The sequence below is a fragment of the Pseudomonas sp. BNK-30 genome (assembly GCF_047456185.1).
In the GTDB taxonomy this organism is placed as follows: Bacteria; Pseudomonadota; Gammaproteobacteria; order Pseudomonadales; family Pseudomonadaceae; genus Aquipseudomonas; species Aquipseudomonas putida_E.
In genome coordinates, this window is record NZ_CP179904.1 from 671,584 (window position 1) to 690,640 (window position 19,057).

The following is a 19,057-nucleotide window of genomic DNA, read 5'->3' on the forward strand; positions in this document are numbered from 1 at the left end:
CTGGAGGCCCTGCTGTACAAGGGTTTGAGAGTTTTGCCGGCGATGGCGCCGGTGCAGACACTAGAGAATTGACTGATGGCCGACGCCACCCTGGCAGCCCTGTACCAGAACTTGGACCAGCACCGCCCCGCCAGCCTTCAGGCACTGCTCGCCGGGGTATCCCTGCTGTTGCCGATCCTCGATGCCATCCCCAACGCCGCGATCTTCATCAAGGATCCGGATGCCCGCTATGTGCTGGCCAACAACACCCTGGTTCAGCGCTGCGGCCTCAAGCGCCTGCAACCACTGTTGGGCAAGACCAGCGCCGAAGTCTTCCCGGCGCAACTGGGCCCCGGTTATACCGAGCAGGACCGTCGTGTGCTCAAGGATGGCCTGGTGCTGGAAGACCAGCTCGAGCTGCACCTGTACGGCAGCCGTGAACCGGGCTGGTGCCTGACGCACAAGCGCCCGCTGCATGACAGTGCCGGCCAGATCATTGGGCTGGTAGGCATTTCGGTCGACCTGCAGTCAGCGGCAGACACGCACCCCGCCTACCAGCGCCTGGCCGCGGTGGACGAGCATATTCGGCGGCACTTTCATCAACCGATCAGCCTGGGTGAACTGACCCGCATTGCCGGCATTTCCGTCGCGCAACTGGAGCGCTACTGCAAGCGGGTATTCCACCTCACACCTCGGCAAATGATTCACAAGGCGCGGCTGGAACATGCCCATCGGCTGCTGCACAGCGACTTGCCGATCACCGAAGTGGCGTTGCAGTGCGGTTACACCGACCACAGTGCTTTCAGCCGGCAGTTCAAGCAACTTACGGGTTTTACACCGCGCCAGTACCGTCAGGCGACTGCCGCTCAGGAGGGTTGAAACAGTGTGCGGGCTTCGTCAAAACACTGTTCGGCAATCGCCGAGCGCGGCTCGCTGCGGCGCAGCAGCAGGCCGACGGGGCTGTGGATGCTGGCGTCGGTGATCGGGATGATGCGCATGTGCTCGCTCAGGTCTTCCAGCCCGCAATCGAGCGGCATGATTGCGCAGCACACGCCGGTGTTGATGGCTTGAACCAACTGGAAGCTCGAGTCGCTTTCCAGCACGGCATTGGGTTCCAGGCTGCGGCTGCGAAAGCTCAGGTCGAGCGACTGACGGTAGTGCATCCCCTTGCTCAGCAAGCCCAGAGGGATTTCGCCCAGTTCCTCCCAACGCAGGGTGTCGGCTTCGAACTGGAAGTGCCGGGTATCGTGCAGCAGGCCCATGGTGGTGGTGCCCAGTTCGATCACCTCGAAGAAGTTGGCGTTGACCTGGTCCAGATAGCAGATCCCCAGGTCGAGCTGGTTGCGGCTCAGGCCATCCATGATCTGCTCGGTGCTGTGCGAGCTGAGCTGAAACTGCAGCTCGGGGTATTTTTCGCGCAGCGGCAGCAGCAGCTGCATGGGGTTGAAGCTGGCCAGCGGCACGGTGCCCAGGCGCAAGCTACCAACCACTTGGCCGCGGCAGCTGGCTGCCTCGGCCTGCAGGCCATCATGGGCGGCGAGCAGGGTGCGGGCCCAGGCCAGGATGCGCTCGCCGGCTTCGGTGAAGCCCTCGAAGCGCTGGCCGCGTTTGACCAGCACCAGTTCCAGTTCGTCTTCCAGGTTGCGCAGGCGCATGGACAGGGTCGGCTGGGTGATATGGCACAGCGCCGCAGCCTGGCCGAAGTGGCGGGTCTGGTCGAGGGCGATGAGGAACTTGAGCTGCTTGATGTCCATGGGAGTGCCTGGGGTCTGGTTGTGCTGACCTTAACCAAGTCAGCGATAGATGTCATTGATCGGGCGGTACGGCATATCGATTGGACGCGCTCTGGTCATGTCTCTAGCGTAACGACCATGCCATACAAGGAGCTTCACTGTGCGCGTTCAATCCGACGCGGTCTTCGTACCGCTCAATATCGCCGTACTGACGGTCAGCGACACCCGCACCTACGACAACGACACTTCGGGTGAGCTGCTCGCCAGCCGCCCGGTGCAGATCGGCCATCGCCTGGTGGCGCGTGCGCTGCTCAAGGACGACCTGTACAAGATCCGCGCCCAGGTGGCCACCTGGATTGCCGATGAGCAGGTGCAGGTGGTGCTGATCACCGGCGGCACCGGTTTCACCGGGCGGGACAGCACACCGGAAGCGGTGGAGTGCCTGTTCGATCGGCGTATCGACGGTTTCGGCGAGCTGTTCCGGGCGTTGTCCATTCTTGATGTCGGTACCTCGACCGTGCAGAGCCGGGCGTTGGCCGGCATGGCCAATGGCACTCTGGTGTGCTGCCTGCCAGGTTCTACCGGTGCCTGCCGCACGGCGTGGGAAGGCATCCTGGTGGAGCAGCTGGATGCGCGGCACCAGCCTTGTAATTTTGTGAAGCACCTTAAGCCCATCGCGCCCTGCGACACACGCGGTTGATCAGTTCCGGCCCTATCGCCAGCTTGCCGGCGATAGGGCCAGTCAGCTCAACACATGCTCCACCGGCTGCAGCGCCGGTGGCAGCGGCTCCACGCCCAAGGCCCCCAGCACATCCCGCTCGACCGTGCGCACCATGGCATCGGTCGGCAGGTCGTTCTCGTCTCGCCCGAACGGGTCTTCCAGTTCATTGCCGATCGCATCCAGCCCAAAGAAGGTGTACCCCACAATGGTGGTAAACAGCGGTGCCAGCCAGCCCAGGGGCTCGGCCAGCGCGAACGGCAGCAACAGGCAGAAGATGTAGATGGTCCGGTGCAGCAGCAGGGTATAGGGGAAGGGCAGCGGTGTGCCCTTGATCCGCTCGCAGGTGGCCTGTACCTCTGACAACCCGACCAGGCGTTGTTCCAACAGGCTGTAGCGCCAGTCGCTGATCTGCTGCTGCTCGGCCAGGCGTGAGCAGCGGGCGCCAACTTCCTGCAAGATACCGTCGCAGACATTGTGCGGGCGGATCGCAGCGGGGTTGGCCAGCCACGGCCGGGCGGCGGCCACATCATCCTCATTGCGCAACCGGGCATTGAGCGCATGGGCAAAGCCGCACAGGCTGTGCAGCACCTCGGCGCGCAGCTTTTCATCGGCGATCACCACGCTCTCACGTATGAACGAGCGGGTCTCGATGATCATCTTCCCCCAGGCCTTGCGCCCCTCCCACCAACGGTCGTAACAGGCATTGTTGCGAAAGCTCATGAAGATCGACAGCGACAGGCCAAGCAATGTGAAGGGGGTGGCGCTGACGGGGTAGAAAAACGCCGGGAAGTGGCGTTCGACCAGCACGATCAAGGCGGCGAGCAAGGTGACCATCAGGCAGCGCAAGGCAATGCGCTTGACGATCGAACCCTTGAGGGTGAACAGCACGCGCAACACATCGGGGCGAGAGTGAACGATCATGGAAGTCCAGAGACGGCCGGTCAGCCGCCGGTCATGTTCATGAAGCGCAGGATCTGCACATCGCCACCGACCTCGAAATGATGGCGGTAGGGCTTGAGGTGCAGCGAATCGCGGATGGCTTTTTCCAGCCGCTCGGCATCACCCGGGTGGGCACGCAGCACCTGTTTGAGGTCCATCGAATGTTCATTGCCCAGGCACAGCAGCAGCCGGCCTTCGACGGTCAGGCGCACACGGTTGCAGGTGGCGCAGAAGTTGTGGCTGTGCGGCGAGATGAACCCGACACGGGTGCTCGCCGCTTCTGCCAGGCGCCAGTAACGCGCCGGGCCCTGGGACGACTCGGTCGACTCGATCAGGGTGAATTGCTCGGCCAGGCGCGCGCGCACTTCGTCGCTGGAGCAGAACGACTCGCCGCGTTCATGCTCGTTGATCACGCCCAGCGGCATTTCTTCAATGAAAGTGATGTCCAGTTCGCGGTCGATGGCAAAGCGCACCAGGTCGACCAGCTCATGGTCGTTGCGCCCCTTGAGCACCACGCAGTTGAGTTTGATGCGCTGAAAACCCGCGCGGCGGGCCGCGTCGATGCCGGCGATCACCTGGGCCAGGTCGCCGGTGCGGGTCAGTTGCTTGAAACGTTCTGCATCGAGGCTGTCGAGGCTGATGTTCAGGCGTGACAGGCCGGCGTCGAACAGCGGCTGAGACAGGCGGGGGAGCTGCGAGCCGTTGCTGGTCATGCACAGTTCACGCAGGCCGGGCAGGGCGGCAATGCGCCCGCACAGGTCGACGATGCCCTGGCGGACCAGCGGCTCGCCGCCGGTGAGGCGAATCTTGCGAGTGCCTAAGGCGACGAAGCGTTCAGCCACCTGGAACAATTCCTCAAGGCTGAGGATCTGCTGGCGCGGCAGGAACTGCATGTCTTCAGCCATGCAGTAGACGCAACGGAAGTCGCAGCGGTCCGTGACCGACATCCGCAGGTAGTCGATTTTCCGGTTGAAGCCGTCGATCAGGGCCCGGCTGTTCTGTTCCACGTTCGCGCTCGGCAGGGGAGGAGTACTGGTTCCACGCTATAACCTGCGGTGTTCGCCGTCAAATTGCTTTGCCCGACTGCTTGATCAATCTCATCTATCACGGCTGCAGGGCCAGTACTCCAAGGCCTTGATCGGATTGTCGCGTTTGCGTGATTACCCGCGAAGGGAACGCTGCCAACACCAGCCCATCATCGAAACGGCCTATCACCCCGTAAGACATTTCGATTGGACGGCCCCCTGTCGGCCTCCATAGGCTGAAAAACAAGCACCGGACGACACGATCCGCTGCACTTTTCGATGCCCGCGTGAGGATTGACCGCATGAGCCAGGACGAACATATCAGGGACTACAAGGGGCCGGCCGCCGGCTGGGGCGCGCTCAAGAGCGTGACCAAGAGCTGGCTGGGCAGTGACAACGCCTTCAAGAACCTGCGGGCCATGCTCAAGACCAACCAGAACGGCGGTTTCGACTGCCCCGGCTGCGCCTGGGGCGAGTCGCCGGAAAGCGACATGGTCAAGTTCTGCGAGAACGGCGCCAAGGCGGTCAACTGGGAGGCCACCGGCCGTTCGGTCGACCCCGCGTTTTTTGCCAGGTACAGCGTCAGCGCGCTGGCCGAGCAGACCGACTACTGGCTCGAATACCAGGGCCGTTTGACCCACCCGATGCGCTACGATGCGGCTACCGACCATTACGTCGAAACCACTTGGGAAGAGGCCTTTGCCCTGGTCGCCCGGCACTTGCAGGCGCTGGATTCGCCCGATGAGGCCGAGTTCTACACCTCCGGCCGGGCCAGCAACGAGGCGGCATTCCTCTACCAGCTGTTCGTCCGCGCCTATGGCACCAACAACTTCCCTGACTGCTCGAACATGTGCCACGAAGCCAGCGGCGTGGGCATGTCGGAAACCCTCGGCGTAGGCAAGGGCACCGTGGTGTTTCACGACCTGGAGCTGGCCGACGCGATCTTCGTCATCGGCCAGAACCCCGGCACCAATCACCCGCGCATGCTCGAACCGCTGCGTGAAGCGGTCAAGCGCGGCGCCCAGGTGGTGTGCTTCAACCCGCTCAAAGAGCGTGGCCTGGAGCGCTTCCAGCACCCGCAGCACCCGTTCGAAATGCTCAGCAACGGCTCCGAGCCGACCAACACCGCCTACTTCCGCCCAGCCCTGGGCGGCGACATGGCGGCCATGCGCGGCATTGCCAAGTACCTGCTGCAGTGGGAGCGCGAAGCCCAGGCCAAGGGTGAACCAGCGGTATTGGACCATGACTTCATCGCCGCGCACACCAGCGGTGTGGACGCCTACCTGGCGGCAGTGGATGCCACCTCGTGGGACCATATCGTCGAGCAGTCCGGCCTGACCCTGGCCGAGATCGAGCTGGCCGCGCGCATGTACCGCAAGGCCGAGCGGGTGATCATGTGCTGGGCGATGGGCATCACCCAGCACCGTCACTCGGTGCCGACCGTGCAGGAGATCGTCAACCTGCAACTGTTGCGCGGCAACGTCGGCAAGCCCGGGGCGGGCCTGTCGCCGGTGCGTGGCCACAGCAACGTGCAAGGCGACCGCACCATGGGCATCGACGAGAAACCCAGGGCGGCGTTGCTCGATGCCTTGGAAAAACGCTTCCAGTTCCGCGTACCTCGCGCCCATGGGCACAACGCGGTGCTGGCGATCCAGGCCATGGAGCAACAGCGTGCCAAGGTGTTCATCGCGCTGGGTGGCAACTTCGCCCAGGCGACGCCGGACACCCCCCGCACCCACGCGGCCCTGCGCAACTGTGCGCTGACGGTGCAAATCTCCACCAAGCTCAACCGTTCGCACCTGGTCACTGGCCGCGATGCGCTGATCCTGCCCTGCCTGGGGCGCACCGAGATCGACCTGCAAGCCGGCGGGCCGCAGGGCGTGACCGTGGAAGACACCTTCAGCATGGTGCATATCTCCAATGGCCAACTGCGCCCGCGTTCCCCGCACATGCGGTCGGAACCCTGGATCATTGCCGGCATGGCCAAGGCCACGCTGGGCAACAAGCCCATCGATTGGGAATACGCCGTTGCCGACTATGGCCGTATTCGCAGCATGATCGCCGATGTCATCCCCGGCTTTGCCAACTTCAACCAGCGCCTGCAGCAGCCAGGCGGTTTCCACCTGGGCAACAGTGCCGCCCAGCGCAGCTGGCGCACGGCGACCGGCAAGGCGCGTTTCAGTGCCAGCCCGTTGCCAGAGCATCTGGTCAATGCCCAGGTGCTCGCCCGTGGCGACAAGCCTGACCTGATCCTGCAGACGATGCGCTCGCATGACCAGTACAACACCACGCTTTATGGGCTAGATGATCGTTATCGGGGCGTGTTTGGCCTGCGAGAAGTGGTGTTCGTCAGCGAGGCGGACATCCGCCGCCTGGGCTTCGAGCCGGGTGAGCACGTAGACCTGGTGTCACTGTGGGAGGACGGTGTGGAGCGCCGGGTATCGGGCTTCCGCCTGGTGCCCTACGACATTCCCGATGGGCAGGCAGCGGCCTACTACCCGGAAACCAACCCGCTGGTGCCGTTGGAAAGTTACGGCGAGGGCACCTATACGCCGACGTCGAAATTCGTGGCGATTCGGCTTGAGAAGGCCAAGGCGGGGAACCGGATCGAAGCGGTGGCGGCGCAGTGATGGGGCGCTAAGGCAGGCACCGATCAGGGCCTGTGTACCGGGAAAGCCGTGGTGTATTTCATCTGTTCCATGGCAAAGCTGGACGTGATGTTGGAGAGCCCATCGGTGCTGGTAATCAGCTTTTTGTAGAACCGGTCGTAGGCGGCGATATCGCCCACCACCACCCGCAGCATGTAATCCCAGTCCCCTGACATGCGATAGAACTCCATCACCTCCTCGAAGCCTTTCACCGTCTCGGCAAACTGCTCCAGCCAGGCGCTGTCGTGGCGCTGGGTCTTGAGCTGGACGAATACCGTCAGGCCCAGGCCCAGGCGTTCGGGGTCGAGCAGGGCGACGCGGCCGAGGATGTAGCCATCCTCTTCCAGGCGTTTGACTCGCTTCCAGCAGGGGGTGGTGGAGAGGTTGACGGCTTCGGCCAGGTCCTTGAGCGAGAGCGAGGCGTCGCGCTGGAGCAGGGTGAGGATGTGCTGGTCGAAACTGTCCATGAGGATCCGCTGGCGGTCAGGAAAATATTCCCCAGATTACCCCAACGATAGAAAAAATTCCCGCAACCGCCGGCGTTGTGGCTGCAGGTGATTGTGCGATAGTTGCGCACTTACATCTGCCAATGGGCCCGACCATGTCCGACAAGCCGCGCAATTTCGCCACCCGTACCATCCACGCCGGTGAGCAGTTCAGTGTCGCCGATAACGCGATCTTCCCGCCTATCTACACCGCCAGCTCGTATATCAAACGCAGCCTCGATGACAACCCCGAGTACGCCTACAGCCGCGTCGGCAACCCGACCCGGCATGCCTATGAAAGCTGTGTCGCGGCGCTTGAAGAGGGTGTTGGCGCGGTGGCCTGTGCCTCGGGTGTAAACGCCACCGCCACGGTGCTGGAGCTGCTCCCCAAGGACGCTCATGTGGTGGTGATGAACGGTGTCTACGGCGGCACCTTCCGCATTCTTGAAGACTACCGCGCACGCACGTCGGGCCTTACCACCACCTATGTCGACCTCAACGATGTCGCGGCCGTAGCGGCGGCGATCAAACCCGAAACCCAGTTGATCTGGATCGAGTCGCCGACCAACCCGTTGCTGCACCTGGTCGACATCAAGGCGGTCTGCGACCTGGCGCGGGCGCGTGGCATTCTCACCTGCATCGACAACACCTTCTGCTCGCCGTGGAACCAGCGGCCGATCACCCTCGGTGTGGACCTGGTGATGCATTCGGCCAGCAAATACATTGGCGGCCACTCCGACCTGACCGGCGGCGTGGTGGTGGCTGCCAATGACGCCTTGCTGGGGTGCCTGCGCAAGATCAGCATGGCCGTGGGGGCAATCCAGGGTCCGTTCGACTGTTACCTGGCCCTGCGTGGCCTGAAAACCCTCGACGTGCGCATGGAGCGCCAGTGTGCCAATGCCCTGCAGGTGGCACGCTTTCTGGAAAGCCATCCGCAGATCGAGCAGGTGTATTACCCGGGCCTGGAGAGCCACCCGCAGCACGCGCTGTGCAAACGCCAGATGCGCGCTGGCGGGGCGGTGGTGGCAATGAAGGTCAAGAACGGTGACCGGGCTGCGCTCAACCGCCTGGTGGAGGCATTGCAGATCTTTGTCCTGGCCGATTCGCTGGGCGGCGTGGAGAGCATGATCAACCACTCCTGGAGCATGTCGCACAACTCACTGAGCCCCGAGCAGAAGGGGGTGATGGGCATCAGTGAAAGCCTGTTGCGGCTGTCGATCGGGATAGAGGATTACCGGGACCTGATCGAAGACCTGGACGGGGCTTTGAACGCATCGGCTGCTGTGTAACGGGTGTTGGGCCTGTCGCCGGCAAGCGGGCTTGCCGGCGACAGGCCGATTGATTCAGCAGAGAGCCATCAGGATTTCGGCGGATGAATGATTCGCTCGATCTTGTCCTTGATCAGCAGGCGCTCCTTGCGCAGGCGGTTGACGGTATCGTCGTTGGTCCCATTGCCTTCGGCGGCTACCACCTCCTTGTCTTTGGCGTTGTATTCCTTGTGCAGGGCATGCAGCGTCTGGTCCTTGTCTATCAGTGCCTGGAATGCATCGGCGGTAACGTGCAAGTCAGCGAGCAGATCATGCGGAACTGGCATTTCTTCACCTCTGTCAGGGTTGTCAGTAAGGTCCTGACCTTTGAGGATAGCCGCCTTTGCGCGGGTAGGGGACTGGGGTAGGCTGTCGCTTCCCCCAACGCCTGGAACCTGTGCCATGCCTCACCTGAACCTGGAATACAGCGACAACTTGCGCGAGCTGAATGTCGAGGTACTGCTGCTGCGCCTGAATCACGCCCTGGTCGGCAGCGGCCAGTTTGCCGATGAGGCGGACATCAAAAGCCGCGCCCAGGCGTTCGCCCATTACCGGGTGGGCACAGCACCGGCCGAGCGGGCATTTGCCCATGTGCGCCTGGCCATCCTCAGCGGGCGCCCGGCGGAGGTAAAGAAGCAATTGTCCGCCAGCTTGCTGGAGGTACTGCGTGAGGCCATACCTGAGCATGCGGGCGTAGACCTGCAATTGTGCGTGGAAGTGCTGGATATCGACCGCGAGCCTTACGCCAAGCTTCGCTTGCCAGGCTGAGCGGTAGCGCAAGCTTCCCGGTAGTCGGCGCAGATGTTCGTCAGGTTTCACCCGCAGGGCCCGCGCCGTATATACTGCGCGCCAATGTTTGTGGGAGAGCCTCGTGGCCATCGAAATACACTGGATCCGTGACGACCAGACCCTGGCCGAACTCTGCCAGAGGTGGCGCACATTGCCCTTTGTGGCGCTCGACACCGAATTCATGCGGGTCGACACCTTTTACCCGAAAGCCGGCCTGATCCAGATCGGTGACGGCGAGCGGGCTTATCTCATCGACCCGTTGCTGATCGGCGACTGGCAGCCGCTGGGCGAACTGCTAGAGGATGCCGGCGTGGTCAAGGTGCTGCACGCCTGCAGCGAAGACCTCGAAGTGCTGCTGCGCCTGACCGGCAAGCTGCCCCAGCCGCTGTTCGACACGCAGTTGGCCGCGGGCTACCTGAACCTGGGCTTCTCCATGGGCTATTCGCGCCTGGTCCAAGAAGTGCTGGGCCTTGAGCTGCCCAAGGGTGAAACCCGCTCGGACTGGCTGCAGCGCCCGCTGTCGGACACCCAGGTCAGCTACGCCGCCGAGGATGCCGTGCACCTGGCCGAACTGTTTGCGGCCTTGCGCCCCCGGCTGTCCGACGACAAGTACGCGTGGGTGCTGGAAGACGGTGCCGAACTGGTGGCGGCGTTGCGCCGTGAGGTCGAGCCCGAGACCCTGTACCGCGATGTCAAGCTGGCCTGGAAGCTGGGCCGCCAGCAACTGGCGGTGCTCCGCGAGCTGTGCGCCTGGCGCGAGCGTGAAGCACGCAGCCGCGATGTGCCGCGCAACCGTATCCTCAAGGAACACTCGCTGTGGCCAATGGCCAAGAACCAGCCGGACAACTTGTCGGCCCTGGCCAAGATCGATGAAATGCACCCACGCACCATCCGCCAGGATGGCGCCTTCCTGATCGAGCTGATCAAGCGCGCCGCCAGCCTGCCGCCTGAGCAATGGCCGGCCACGTTGCCCGAACCGCTGCCGATCGAAGCGGCCGGCATCCTCAAGCGCCTGCGCGCCATCGGCCAGGCCGAAGGCGAGCGCTTGGGCATTGCTCCGGAGCTGATGCTGCGCAAAAAGGCCCTGGAAGCCCTGCTCAAGAGCGGCTACCCCAATGGCCCCTATCAACTGCCCGATTCGCTGCGCGGCTGGCGCCGTGAGCGGATGGGCCAGGCCCTGCTGGACGACCTGGCGGGCGCCGGAGAAACCCGATGAAACGTATCTGCTCGATCTACAAGAGCCCCCGCAAGAACGAAATGTACCTCTACGTACTCAAGGCCGAGGGCCTGGAGCGCGTGCCCGAGGCGCTGCTGCCGTTCTTCGGCACGCCCGTGCATGCCTTCGACCTGGTGCTGAGCCCCGAGCGCAAGCTGGCCCGCGAGGACATCGTCAAGGTGCTGGACAACCTCGAAAACCAGGGTTACCACCTGCAGATGCCGCCGGCCGAGGACGAGTACATCGAGCATTTGCCGGAAGAACTTCTGCGCCGAAACGACCCGGTCTGACCCGGCCACTCTCCCTTCACTCCCCAAGGTGGCCCGCATGCCGGGCCGCCTTCGTTGTCTGCCAAGGTTGTCACTTTGATGCGCGTTCTGATCGCTGAGCAGGATCATGCCAACTACGCCCGCCTGCTGGCTGAAGCGGCCCCGGACCTGGAAATCCTGACCAGCGGCGATTCCGCCGAATTGGCCTTGCAGGCACCCCAGTGCCCGGTCTGGCTGGGCCAGCCAGACCTGCTTGCCAGTCTGCTGCGCCAGGGCCACAAGCCGGCCTGGATGCAATCGACCTGGGCCGGCATCACGCCCTTGCTGGCCGATGGCTTGCCGCGTGATTACCGCCTGACCCGTGCGGTCGGCATCTTTGGCCAGGTGATGGCCGAGTACATGCTCACCTATATGCTGGGGCACGAGCGCGAAGTGCTGTCTCGGCTGGTGAGCCAGGTGGAGCGCCGTTGGGACGACCGCCCGGGGCGCACGCTTGAAGGGCGCAAGGTGTTGATCGTGGGTACTGGCGATATCGGCCAACGCGTGGCCGAATTTCTCTTGCCGTTTGGCGTGACCCTCTATGGCATCGCCAGCACGCCCCGCGAGCAGGCGCCGTTCGTCGAGGTCGCCGGGTTGGCTGATTTGCCACGGATGGTCGGGCAGGCCGATTACGTGCTCAACCTGTTGCCGGATACCCCGGCAACCCATGACCTTTATGACGCCGCGCTGTTCAAGTGCTTCCGGCCCAGTGCGCTGTTCCTCAATGCCGGGCGTGGGGTGGCGGTGGTCGATGCTGACCTGGTCGAGGCGCTGAAGCAGGGGGATCTGGCGGGCGCGGTGATCGATGTGTGCCGGCAGGAGCCGTTGCCGCAGCGTCACCCGTTCTGGACAGCGTGGGGGTTGTTGCTGACCGGCCACAGCTCGGCACCGACTTCGCCGGCGGCGATGGTACGGCTGTTTGTCGAGAACGTGCGGCAATACCAGGCAGGGCAAGGGTTGCGTGGCGAAGTGGATTTCGCGCGCGGCTATTGAGCTGCAGCCGGTCGGTACTGACAAGCGGTCTGGCATTGCCGAAGGCCAGGCTCTAGACTGGCGCCGCCATGGCGCCCAGCTACAACACTCAAGCTGCAAGCCACCAGAAAAAAGCCATACGCGCCGCAATTGCCTGGAGCTTCCAGCATCAAGCCTGGCGCAGGCCCAATGCAGGAAACCCGTGTGATGATCGCTGAAAGCGCGCCGTTCTGGCGGCGCAAGACCCTCGAACAACTCGACCCGCAAGAGTGGGAGTCGCTGTGTGACGGCTGTGGCTTGTGCTGCCTGCAAAAGCTCGAGGACGAGGACGACAACAGCGTCTATTACACCCGTATTGCCTGCAAGCTGCTGGACATGAACACCTGCCAGTGCAGCGACTACCCCAACCGTTTCGCCCAAGTGCCCGATTGCATCCAGCTCACCCCTGGCAAGGCTGACCAGTTCAAGTGGCTGCCGAGCACCTGCGGGTATCGTCTGGTCAGCGAGGGCAAGGACCTGCCGGCCTGGCACCATCTGGTCTGCGGCGACCGCAGCCAGGTGCATGAACAGCGCATTTCCCAGTCGGGGCGTATGCTCAGGGAGCAGGATGTGGACGAAGACGACTGGGAAGACCACCTGATTTTTCGCGCCAGCTGAGCGGCATCCTCCGTCGCCTCTGGGAAACAAGGAGTTTCTGTATGCGTTGCCAGCTGTTGCTCCTGCTGGGCCTTGTGGCCAGCTCGCCTGCCTGGGCGAAGAAAGTCGACCTCGACTACCAGGTGCGGCTGTTGCCTGCCAGTGGCCAGGCCGAAGTGCGCCTGACCCTGGCAGACGGCAATGCCGTGCGTAGCCTCGACTTCGACCTGGGCAAGCAGGGCGCTTATAGCGGTTTCCAGGCTGACGGCCAGTGGCAGGTGCAGGGGGAGCGCGGTGTGTGGCACCCGGCGGCGGGCAAGACCAGCCTCAGCTACCGGGTCAAGCTGGACGAGAAAGTACGCAGCGGTGCCTATTCCTCGCGCATTACCCCTCACTGGGCGTTGTTCCTGGGTGACCAGCTGGTACCACCGGCACGCCTTGACCAGCAAGACGGCACCGAACTGGTGGCGCGCTTGTCGGTCGACCTGCCTGAGGGCTGGAAAAGCATCGAAACCTCCTGGCCGCGCATCGGCAAGGACAAATTCCGTATCGACAATGTATCGCGCCTGTTCGATCGCCCGACTGGCTGGATGCTGGCCGGCGACCTTGGCAGCCGACGTGCGCGTCTGGGCGAGACCGAGGTGACGGTGGCGGCCCCGGTGGGGCAGGGCATGCGCCGCATGGACAATCTCACCCTGCTGACCTTCGTCTGGCCACACCTGCAGGCGGTATTCCCACGCAATCCGGCAAAGCTGCTGTTGGTGGGGGCACGTGATGGCATGTGGCGCGGAGCAATGGCAGCGCGGGGCTCGATGTACCTGCACAGCGCCCGGCCCATGGTCAGCGAGAGCGGTAACAGCCCTTTGCTGCGTGAACTGGTGCAGCTGTTTGCGCAGGTTCATGTGAGTGCTGACAGCGACTGGCTTGGCCAGAGCCTCACCGATTATTACGCCAACGAGTTGCTGCGCCGGGCCGGGGGTGTGAGCGATGACCGCTACCAGGTGTGGCAGGCGCGTTTGCAGAAGCAGGGTGCCAAGGTCACCCAGTTGCGCGGCGAGCGGGCAAGCCCGGCCCAGGTTGCCCGTGGTGTTTTGCTGTTGCAGGCGCTGGACAAGGAGATCCGCATCCACACCCAGGCCAAACGCTCACTGGATGATGTGACCCAGGCGCTGATGCGCTTGCCGAAGGTGAGCACCGAGGAGTTCGTGCAGATCAGTGAGAACGTGCTGGGGCGGCGATCCGAGGTCTTGCAGAGCAAGGCGTTGCGTTAGCTTGCAGGCTGGCCCTGCTGGCGACAGGGCCATTAAAAACAACTGATCAACTACCCGTGAGCGGGTCTTTCCCCGTTACCGTCACCCCGCGCGTCGCCGCCTCGGCACTGCGTTTGAGCGCCTCCAGCTCCGTCGCACTGCGTTCGATGTCCGAGCGCAAACGGTGATATTCCTGTCGATGCTTCTGCCACCAGGCCTTGGTCGAGCAATGGCCGCTGATTCCGCGAGCCACCGCAAGGCCACCGACCGCCATCTGCAGCAGCCCGACCAGCCCGCCGTGGCGCATACCCTTGGTGAACATCAGCGCACCCCCGGCCAGTGAACCGACCCGTTCCAGGCCCTGTACGTTATGGTCCTGTGACGCCGTAGTGGAATGAATATCGAGCATGGCAAGCCCTCCATCTGAAGTGTAAGCAGCTGACCAGCTGCCTGCTGCACACGTTCAGTCGGGTTGCCAAGTGGTCGCAATTGCCAGTGTTGGGAGGGCGCTGCGCGTTGCCCGGCTACTTGAACTTGGGGCCCGAGCGGGTATTGAGCCCCTTGGCCAAACGGTCGTATAGCACCACATTCACCGTCGCGGCGAGGTTCATGCAGCCTTCGGTAGGGATGTAGATGGTTTCTTCACACCATGCGCGCACGCTGGCATCGAGACTGCCGTCTTCCGGCCCGAAGATATAGATGGCGCGATCAGGGTGGGTGTATTCAGGCAGGGGCCGTGCACCTTCCACCAACTCCACTGCAACGGGTGTGCAACCCAGCGGGATGATGCGCTGCAGGTCGTCGATGCCGATCAGCGGAATATCGTAGTGCACGCGCTTGGTGTCAGTGACGAAGTCGCGGGCGCGCTCGTAGCGCTTGCCGGTGTAGAACACCGAGTTGACGCCGTAGCAACCCGCTGCGCGCATCACCGAACCTACGTTCTCTGCAGATTTTGGGTTGAACAGGCCGATGCAGCTGTACCGTTTGTTTGCCACGTGCCGGGGCCCTTCGCAAAAAAAGCGCGATTATACGGGCTCGCCGGCAGCAGCGGGGGGCTGTGTCGACAGTCAGTCTTTCTTCAGCAAGCCAGCCAGCCCGGCGAACGGGTTGTGCGTAGCCTTGGCGATGCTCGGGGTGCTGGTGGAGCCTTCGCTGAAGTACTGCTGGTCGGTATAGCGCGAGTGCTCGTTGTCGTGGCAGTACAGGCACAGCAGCTCCCAGTTGGAGCCGTCCTGGGGGTTGTTGTCGTGGTTGTGGTCACGGTGATGCACGGTCAGCTCGCTCAGGCGCTTGCCGGCGAACTCACGGGCGCAACGGCCGCACACGTGCGGGTACATTCTCAAGGCTTTGTCGCGGTAGCCCATCTCTTTGTCGCGCTTGGCGTCGGCGAGGATGCGGTCGAGGCGGGCGGTGGCGGCGGACGTGGATGCCGAACTCATGGTGTTTCCTTTGTTCTGATCAGGCAGGTAACGGTTATGCCAACGAGTCTAGCGCGCTTGCAGGGCAAGCGGACAGGCGGAAACGTGTATTAAGGCGTAGCCTGTAGGAATGTTCAGACAGGAGGTTGCTGATGTTTCATGCGATCCTCGCCGCGCTGCTGTTAGCCGGCCTGCCCTTGGCGCATGCCGCCGGCACGCCGCCGCGTATCACTACACCGGTGCCCGGGGCGCCTGGCACGGCAACGCCCACGCCGTACCCTCAGATTACCCCGAGCACTGTACCCAAGGCCTACGACAGCCAGCCCGGCGCGCCGCTGCTGCCGCCCATGCCGGTGCCCGGGCCGCCGAAGGATCAGCCATTGCCTGGTTTGCGTACGGAGCCGGCCAAACCGCCGGCGAATGATGACTAAAGCGCCAGGCGCTGCCCGTCCTGCATCCGCAGGCGTTTCGACAAGGCTACGGCCAGTGCGCGGATGATCCGCGCGGCGATGCGTGGGGCTTCGTTGAGCATCTTTTCCAGCGAATCCTTGCCCAAGGTCAGCAGTAGGCAGTCGCTGGCGGCCAGGCAGCTGGCCGAGCGGCGCTCGCCGTCGAGCACGGCCATTTCGCCGAAGGCGCGGCCACTGCGCAGCGTGGCGATTTCTACCTGGGCGCCGTGGGCGTCGGTCTTGCGCACTGAAACCACACCGTGGTGCAGGATGCACATGAAGGTGCCGGCGTCGCCTTCGTTGAAGATGGTTTCGCCTTCGACCAGGGTGGCGAGGCTGAAGTAGCCTGCGGCGGTATGGAAGTCACCGGGCTGCAAGGTATCGAACAGGTCGCAGTCCATGAGCATGTCGCGGATTTCGGCGCTGAGATGGGTCTGGTCGGGCATGTGTCGTTCTTCTTGGCGGGTGTTGTCCGAAAGTTTCTGGGCGGCCCCGATCGTCGGCTTGCCGGCAATCAGGGCCATTGGCCCTGCGAACCTATGACAACGAAAAGCGCGTTTTACACCACGCCCAGCTCATTGAAGACGAACGCATATTCAAGTGCCACGTCTCGCAACCCCTGGTAGCGCCCACTCATACCGCCGTGGCCGGCCCCCATTTCGGTCTTGAGCAGCAGCAGGTTGCTGTCGGTCTTGCGCGTACGCAGGCGCGCCACCCACTTGGCCGCCTCCCAGTACTGCACGCGGCTGTCGTTGTAGCCAGCGACCACCAGCATGGCCGGGTAGGCCTGGGCGCTGACGTTCTCGTAGGGGGCGTAGGCCTTGATCCGCTCATACACCTGCGGCTCTTGCGGGTTGCCCCATTCGTCGTACTCGGTGACGGTCAATGGCAGCTCGGGGTCGAGCATGGTGTTGAGCACATCGACGAACGGCACTTCGGCGATGGCGCAGCGGAACAGATCCGGGCGCAGGTTGAGCACCGCGCCCATCAGCAGGCCACCGGCGCTGCCACCACTGATGGCCAAGCGGTCGGAGGCTGTCACGCCTTTAGCGATCAGGTGCTCGGCGCAGGCGATGAAGTCGCTGAAGCTGTTGTGCTTGTGCTCCTGCTTGCCGGCGCGGTACCAGGCTTCCCCCAGCTCGCCGCCACCGCGCACATGGGCGATGGCAAAGGCCACACCGCGTTGCAGCAGGCTCAGGCGGGCGTGCGAGAACCACGGGTCGAGGCTCTCACCGTAGGCACCGTAACCGTACAGGTAGAGGGGGACCGTCTTGCCCTGGTCTTGTTTGCGGCGCACCAGGCTGATCGGCACCTGGGTGCCGTCGGCGGCGGTGGCCCACAGGCGTTCGCTGACGTAGTCGTCGGCATCGAACTCGCCCAGCACCGGGGTTTGCTTGAGCACTGTCTGCGCGCCCGTGGCCAGGTCCAGCTGACGCACCTGGGCCGGGCGGTTGAGTGCCTCGTAGCGCAGGCGGATGCGCGTGCTGGCGAACTCCAGGCTGTCCTGTACGTACAGGCTATAGGCCGCGTCAGGCAACTCGACGCGGTAGGCCGGCGTGCCTTGCGGGCGCACTTCGATGATCGGCAGGCCGCCTTCACGCAGGCTCAAGGTGAGGGCGCTGGCGTTGAGGCTAAGGCCTTCGAGCATGATGTCGTCGCGGTGCGGCACCAGCACCTGCCATTGCTCGCGGGTGGGCACCTGGTCTGCCGCTGCCTGGTACAGGGCGAAATTGATGCCGTCCTGGTTGCTGCGGATGAACCAGCGCCACTGGCCATCGAGCTGGCCGTGGTCGGGGAAATACTCGTGGCCCTCGGCGCGCGGTGCCAGGCAGGTAAATGCCGCCCGTGGCGTTTCAGCGTCCAGCACCCAGGCTTCGCTGGTGGTCTTGCTGTTGAGCAGCAGGACCAGCTGGCGCTCGGAGCTGGCGCGGTAGCAATGCAGGAAAAAACGCCCGTCCGGCTCTTCGAAAACGGCCTGCGCGCCGGTTTCGCCCAACGTGTGACGGCGCAGCCGCCACGGGCGGTGGGTGTCGTCCAGTTCGGCAAAGAACAGCGTCTGGCTGTCGTTGGCCCAGGTCAGGCTGCCGTCGCAGTCGTCGAAGGGCAGGGCGGTCAGGTTGCCGCTGGCCAGGTCCTTGACGTACAGGGTGTAGACCTCGTCGCCGCTGGTGTCGAGGCTGTAGGCCAGCAGGCGGTGATCGGGGCTGACGCTGAAGCCGCCAAGGGCCAGAAAGCCGCCGTTGGCCAAGGCGTTGGGGTCGAGCAGCAGCTGTTCCTGGCTTTCGTCCACCGTGTTGGCGTCATCCGCAGGCCGTGGGCAGCGATAGTGGCGCGGGTATTCATCGCCTGCCGTGGTGCGGGTGTAATAGAGGTACGGGCCCCAGGGGGAGGGCAGCGACAGGTCGGTTTCCAGGATACGGCCCTTGATCTCTTCGAACAGCTGTTCGCGCAGGGGCGCCTGGTCGGCCAGGCAGGCTTGCTGGTAGGCGTTTTCGGCCTGCAGGTACTCGAGCACCTCAGGGGTGTCGCGCTGTTGCAACCAGGCGTAAGGGTCGGTGGCCTGGTCTTGGCGGGCGATGGGGGGCTGGAGCGCGTTGGGCATCGGGGATCTCTTGGCTGGGGGGCGCCTGCGCCCGGAAAAGTGTTTATCATAGGCAACTCTTTGCCTGGCTTGCACGATCACCATGACCGAGAACGACTATACCCTCGCCTGGGGCCTTTACGCTGTTGCTGCCCTGGGTTGTCTCTGGGTGGGTTTCAAACTCACTGGCTGGATGTGGCGCTGGCTGCGTGAGCCGCTGCGGGTGATCCTCGCGGTCCTGTTGTTGACGCCGACCGTCGTCGACCCGGGCAAGGATGCCATGGCCCCGGCCATCGCCATCACTGCCCTGGACGTTGCCTTCAAGGTGGGCAACAACGCCTGGCGCGCGGTATCGGACTTTGCCATGTACGGCCTGATCGCCTTTGGCCTGTACCTGGCCTTCGTGCTGCTGCGCTGGCCGCTGGAAAAGCGTGCCCGCGAGCGTCGCGAGCAGCAGGAGGCCGCCGCCAAACGCCTGGCTGCCGAGGATGACCAAGTGGGCGTCGGGGCGCCGCTGGCCGCCGAACGCGGTGACCGTTACCGCAATGACCCACCGCCTGCCGCACCTTCTGGTGGCCGGGTCGAGCCACGTCTGTAAGCG

General features: G+C 63.8%; 22 protein-coding genes. 12 read left to right on the top strand and 10 right to left on the bottom strand.

Annotated elements, in window-relative coordinates:
- Window positions 1-75 precede the first annotated feature (75 nt).
- On the top strand, window positions 76-858 hold the full coding sequence (locus tag ACMGGN_RS03155) for an AraC family transcriptional regulator (RefSeq protein WP_046788008.1): 783 nt from the start codon (window positions 76-78) through the stop codon (window positions 856-858).
- Here ACMGGN_RS03155 and ACMGGN_RS03160 read toward each other — a convergent pair.
- Entirely contained in the window at window positions 846-1,733 is an 888-nt protein-coding gene (locus ACMGGN_RS03160) for a LysR family transcriptional regulator (RefSeq protein ID WP_115274081.1), read from the bottom strand. The two genes, ACMGGN_RS03155 and ACMGGN_RS03160, sit on opposite strands and share 13 nt — an antisense overlap.
- A 139-nt stretch (window positions 1,734-1,872) precedes the next feature.
- Between ACMGGN_RS03160 and moaB the strand changes: the two genes are divergently transcribed.
- The gene (moaB, locus tag ACMGGN_RS03165; protein WP_046788010.1) at window positions 1,873-2,412 is read left to right on the top strand and encodes a molybdenum cofactor biosynthesis protein B; all 540 of its coding nucleotides are present in this window, start codon (window positions 1,873-1,875) and stop codon (window positions 2,410-2,412) included.
- 42 nt (window positions 2,413-2,454) lie between these two features.
- Here moaB and ACMGGN_RS03170 read toward each other — a convergent pair whose 3' ends face one another.
- Together ACMGGN_RS03170 and moaA are read right to left on the bottom strand one after the other, a co-directional pair.
- Entirely contained in the window at window positions 2,455-3,354 is a 900-nt protein-coding gene (locus ACMGGN_RS03170) for a bestrophin family protein (protein WP_115274083.1), read from the bottom strand.
- A 20-nt stretch (window positions 3,355-3,374) separates the two neighbouring features.
- Window positions 3,375-4,379, bottom strand: a complete 1,005-nt coding sequence (moaA, locus tag ACMGGN_RS03175; RefSeq protein WP_115274084.1) for a GTP 3',8-cyclase MoaA — start codon at window positions 4,377-4,379, stop codon at window positions 3,375-3,377.
- A gap of 320 nt (window positions 4,380-4,699) precedes the next feature.
- Between moaA and ACMGGN_RS03180 the strand changes: the two genes are divergently transcribed.
- Window positions 4,700-7,027 carry an FdhF/YdeP family oxidoreductase gene (locus ACMGGN_RS03180; protein WP_414156455.1) on the top strand — a complete coding sequence of 776 codons (2,328 nt, stop codon included), beginning with the start codon at window positions 4,700-4,702 and terminating at the stop codon, window positions 7,025-7,027.
- Window positions 7,028-7,050: 23 nt separating this feature from the next.
- Here ACMGGN_RS03180 and ACMGGN_RS03185 read toward each other — a convergent pair whose 3' ends face one another.
- A complete protein-coding gene (locus tag ACMGGN_RS03185; RefSeq protein ID WP_012315727.1) occupies window positions 7,051-7,512 on the bottom strand; it encodes an Lrp/AsnC family transcriptional regulator in 462 nt (153 codons plus the stop codon).
- Between the two features lie 122 nt (window positions 7,513-7,634).
- On the opposite strand from ACMGGN_RS03185, the gene ACMGGN_RS03190 reads away from it, so the two are divergent.
- Complete coding sequence (locus tag ACMGGN_RS03190) at window positions 7,635-8,819, top strand: trans-sulfuration enzyme family protein (RefSeq protein ID WP_414156456.1); 1,185 nt, start codon at window positions 7,635-7,637, stop codon at window positions 8,817-8,819.
- 68 nt (window positions 8,820-8,887) lie between these two features.
- On the opposite strand, the gene ACMGGN_RS03195 is transcribed toward ACMGGN_RS03190, so the two are convergent.
- On the bottom strand, window positions 8,888-9,124 hold the full coding sequence (locus ACMGGN_RS03195) for a YdcH family protein (RefSeq protein WP_012315725.1): 237 nt from the start codon (window positions 9,122-9,124) through the stop codon (window positions 8,888-8,890).
- Between the two features lie 115 nt (window positions 9,125-9,239).
- Between ACMGGN_RS03195 and ACMGGN_RS03200 the strand changes: the two genes are divergently transcribed.
- The 6 genes from ACMGGN_RS03200 (at window position 9,240) to ACMGGN_RS03225 (ending at window position 14,029) form a co-directional block, all read left to right on the top strand.
- Window positions 9,240-9,605 carry a 5-carboxymethyl-2-hydroxymuconate Delta-isomerase gene (locus ACMGGN_RS03200; protein WP_119687624.1) on the top strand — a complete coding sequence of 122 codons (366 nt, stop codon included), beginning with the start codon at window positions 9,240-9,242 and terminating at the stop codon, window positions 9,603-9,605.
- Between the two features lie 103 nt (window positions 9,606-9,708).
- Window positions 9,709-10,842 carry a ribonuclease D gene (rnd, locus tag ACMGGN_RS03205; protein ID WP_115274087.1) on the top strand — a complete coding sequence of 378 codons (1,134 nt, stop codon included), beginning with the start codon at window positions 9,709-9,711 and terminating at the stop codon, window positions 10,840-10,842.
- Window positions 10,839-11,132 carry a YcgL domain-containing protein gene (locus tag ACMGGN_RS03210; RefSeq protein ID WP_012315722.1) on the top strand — a complete coding sequence of 98 codons (294 nt, stop codon included), beginning with the start codon at window positions 10,839-10,841 and terminating at the stop codon, window positions 11,130-11,132. The genes rnd and ACMGGN_RS03210 overlap by 4 nt, the downstream gene beginning before the upstream one ends.
- Window positions 11,133-11,210: 78 nt before the next feature.
- The gene (locus tag ACMGGN_RS03215; protein ID WP_174142315.1) at window positions 11,211-12,143 is read left to right on the top strand and encodes a D-2-hydroxyacid dehydrogenase; all 933 of its coding nucleotides are present in this window, start codon (window positions 11,211-11,213) and stop codon (window positions 12,141-12,143) included.
- A gap of 186 nt (window positions 12,144-12,329) precedes the next feature.
- Complete coding sequence (locus ACMGGN_RS03220) at window positions 12,330-12,779, top strand: YcgN family cysteine cluster protein (RefSeq protein WP_042112095.1); 450 nt, start codon at window positions 12,330-12,332, stop codon at window positions 12,777-12,779.
- 41 nt (window positions 12,780-12,820) lie between these two features.
- A complete protein-coding gene (locus ACMGGN_RS03225; protein ID WP_174142314.1) occupies window positions 12,821-14,029 on the top strand; it encodes a hypothetical protein in 1,209 nt (402 codons plus the stop codon).
- Between the two features lie 46 nt (window positions 14,030-14,075).
- On the opposite strand, the gene ACMGGN_RS03230 is transcribed toward ACMGGN_RS03225, so the two are convergent.
- The 3 genes from ACMGGN_RS03230 to ACMGGN_RS03240 all read right to left on the bottom strand — a co-directional run bounded on the left by ACMGGN_RS03230 (window position 14,076) and on the right by ACMGGN_RS03240 (window position 15,447).
- The gene (locus tag ACMGGN_RS03230; protein ID WP_046788018.1) at window positions 14,076-14,417 is read right to left on the bottom strand and encodes a DUF2892 domain-containing protein; all 342 of its coding nucleotides are present in this window, start codon (window positions 14,415-14,417) and stop codon (window positions 14,076-14,078) included.
- A 115-nt stretch (window positions 14,418-14,532) separates the two neighbouring features.
- Complete coding sequence (locus ACMGGN_RS03235) at window positions 14,533-15,003, bottom strand: RNA methyltransferase (RefSeq protein ID WP_033699757.1); 471 nt, start codon at window positions 15,001-15,003, stop codon at window positions 14,533-14,535.
- 72 nt (window positions 15,004-15,075) lie between these two features.
- Window positions 15,076-15,447, bottom strand: coding sequence for a YajD family HNH nuclease (locus ACMGGN_RS03240; protein ID WP_012315716.1), 372 nt, complete (start codon window positions 15,445-15,447; stop codon window positions 15,076-15,078).
- A 131-nt stretch (window positions 15,448-15,578) separates the two neighbouring features.
- Here ACMGGN_RS03240 and ACMGGN_RS03245 point away from each other — a divergent pair, with 131 nt between their 5' ends.
- Window positions 15,579-15,857, top strand: a complete 279-nt coding sequence (locus ACMGGN_RS03245; protein WP_046788019.1) for a hypothetical protein — start codon at window positions 15,579-15,581, stop codon at window positions 15,855-15,857.
- On the opposite strand, the gene ACMGGN_RS03250 is transcribed toward ACMGGN_RS03245, so the two are convergent.
- Together ACMGGN_RS03250 and ACMGGN_RS03255 are read right to left on the bottom strand one after the other, a co-directional pair.
- On the bottom strand, window positions 15,854-16,321 hold the full coding sequence (locus tag ACMGGN_RS03250; protein WP_119689081.1) for a Crp/Fnr family transcriptional regulator: 468 nt from the start codon (window positions 16,319-16,321) through the stop codon (window positions 15,854-15,856). The two genes, ACMGGN_RS03245 and ACMGGN_RS03250, sit on opposite strands and share 4 nt — an antisense overlap.
- Window positions 16,322-16,434: 113 nt before the next feature.
- Entirely contained in the window at window positions 16,435-18,477 is a 2,043-nt protein-coding gene (locus ACMGGN_RS03255) for a S9 family peptidase (RefSeq protein ID WP_174142313.1), read from the bottom strand.
- Between the two features lie 82 nt (window positions 18,478-18,559).
- Here ACMGGN_RS03255 and ACMGGN_RS03260 point away from each other — a divergent pair, with 82 nt between their 5' ends.
- Window positions 18,560-19,054, top strand: a complete 495-nt coding sequence (locus ACMGGN_RS03260; protein WP_012315712.1) for a hypothetical protein — start codon at window positions 18,560-18,562, stop codon at window positions 19,052-19,054.
- Window positions 19,055-19,057 lie beyond the last annotated feature (3 nt).

Excerpts from the sequence above, each read along its gene's own strand:
- ACMGGN_RS03155 (WP_046788008.1), top strand. The coding sequence starts at position 76 with ATGGCCGACGCCACCCTGGCAGCCCTGTACCAGAACTTGGACCAGCAC.
- ACMGGN_RS03160 (WP_115274081.1), bottom strand. The coding sequence starts at position 1,733 with ATGGACATCAAGCAGCTCAAGTTCCTCATCGCCCTCGACCAGACCCGC.
- ACMGGN_RS03170 (WP_115274083.1), bottom strand. The coding sequence starts at position 3,354 with ATGATCGTTCACTCTCGCCCCGATGTGTTGCGCGTGCTGTTCACCCTC.
- ACMGGN_RS03180 (WP_414156455.1), top strand. The coding sequence starts at position 4,700 with ATGAGCCAGGACGAACATATCAGGGACTACAAGGGGCCGGCCGCCGGC.
- ACMGGN_RS03185 (WP_012315727.1), bottom strand. The coding sequence starts at position 7,512 with ATGGACAGTTTCGACCAGCACATCCTCACCCTGCTCCAGCGCGACGCC.
- ACMGGN_RS03190 (WP_414156456.1), top strand. The coding sequence starts at position 7,635 with ATGGGCCCGACCATGTCCGACAAGCCGCGCAATTTCGCCACCCGTACC.
- ACMGGN_RS03195 (WP_012315725.1), bottom strand. The coding sequence starts at position 9,124 with ATGCCAGTTCCGCATGATCTGCTCGCTGACTTGCACGTTACCGCCGAT.
- ACMGGN_RS03200 (WP_119687624.1), top strand. The coding sequence starts at position 9,240 with ATGCCTCACCTGAACCTGGAATACAGCGACAACTTGCGCGAGCTGAAT.
- ACMGGN_RS03210 (WP_012315722.1), top strand. The coding sequence starts at position 10,839 with ATGAAACGTATCTGCTCGATCTACAAGAGCCCCCGCAAGAACGAAATG.
- ACMGGN_RS03215 (WP_174142315.1), top strand. The coding sequence starts at position 11,211 with ATGCGCGTTCTGATCGCTGAGCAGGATCATGCCAACTACGCCCGCCTG.
- ACMGGN_RS03220 (WP_042112095.1), top strand. The coding sequence starts at position 12,330 with ATGATCGCTGAAAGCGCGCCGTTCTGGCGGCGCAAGACCCTCGAACAA.
- ACMGGN_RS03225 (WP_174142314.1), top strand. The coding sequence starts at position 12,821 with ATGCGTTGCCAGCTGTTGCTCCTGCTGGGCCTTGTGGCCAGCTCGCCT.
- ACMGGN_RS03230 (WP_046788018.1), bottom strand. The coding sequence starts at position 14,417 with ATGCTCGATATTCATTCCACTACGGCGTCACAGGACCATAACGTACAG.
- ACMGGN_RS03240 (WP_012315716.1), bottom strand. The coding sequence starts at position 15,447 with ATGAGTTCGGCATCCACGTCCGCCGCCACCGCCCGCCTCGACCGCATC.
- ACMGGN_RS03245 (WP_046788019.1), top strand. The coding sequence starts at position 15,579 with ATGTTTCATGCGATCCTCGCCGCGCTGCTGTTAGCCGGCCTGCCCTTG.
- ACMGGN_RS03250 (WP_119689081.1), bottom strand. The coding sequence starts at position 16,321 with ATGCCCGACCAGACCCATCTCAGCGCCGAAATCCGCGACATGCTCATG.
- ACMGGN_RS03255 (WP_174142313.1), bottom strand. The coding sequence starts at position 18,477 with ATGCCCAACGCGCTCCAGCCCCCCATCGCCCGCCAAGACCAGGCCACC.
- ACMGGN_RS03260 (WP_012315712.1), top strand. The coding sequence starts at position 18,560 with ATGACCGAGAACGACTATACCCTCGCCTGGGGCCTTTACGCTGTTGCT.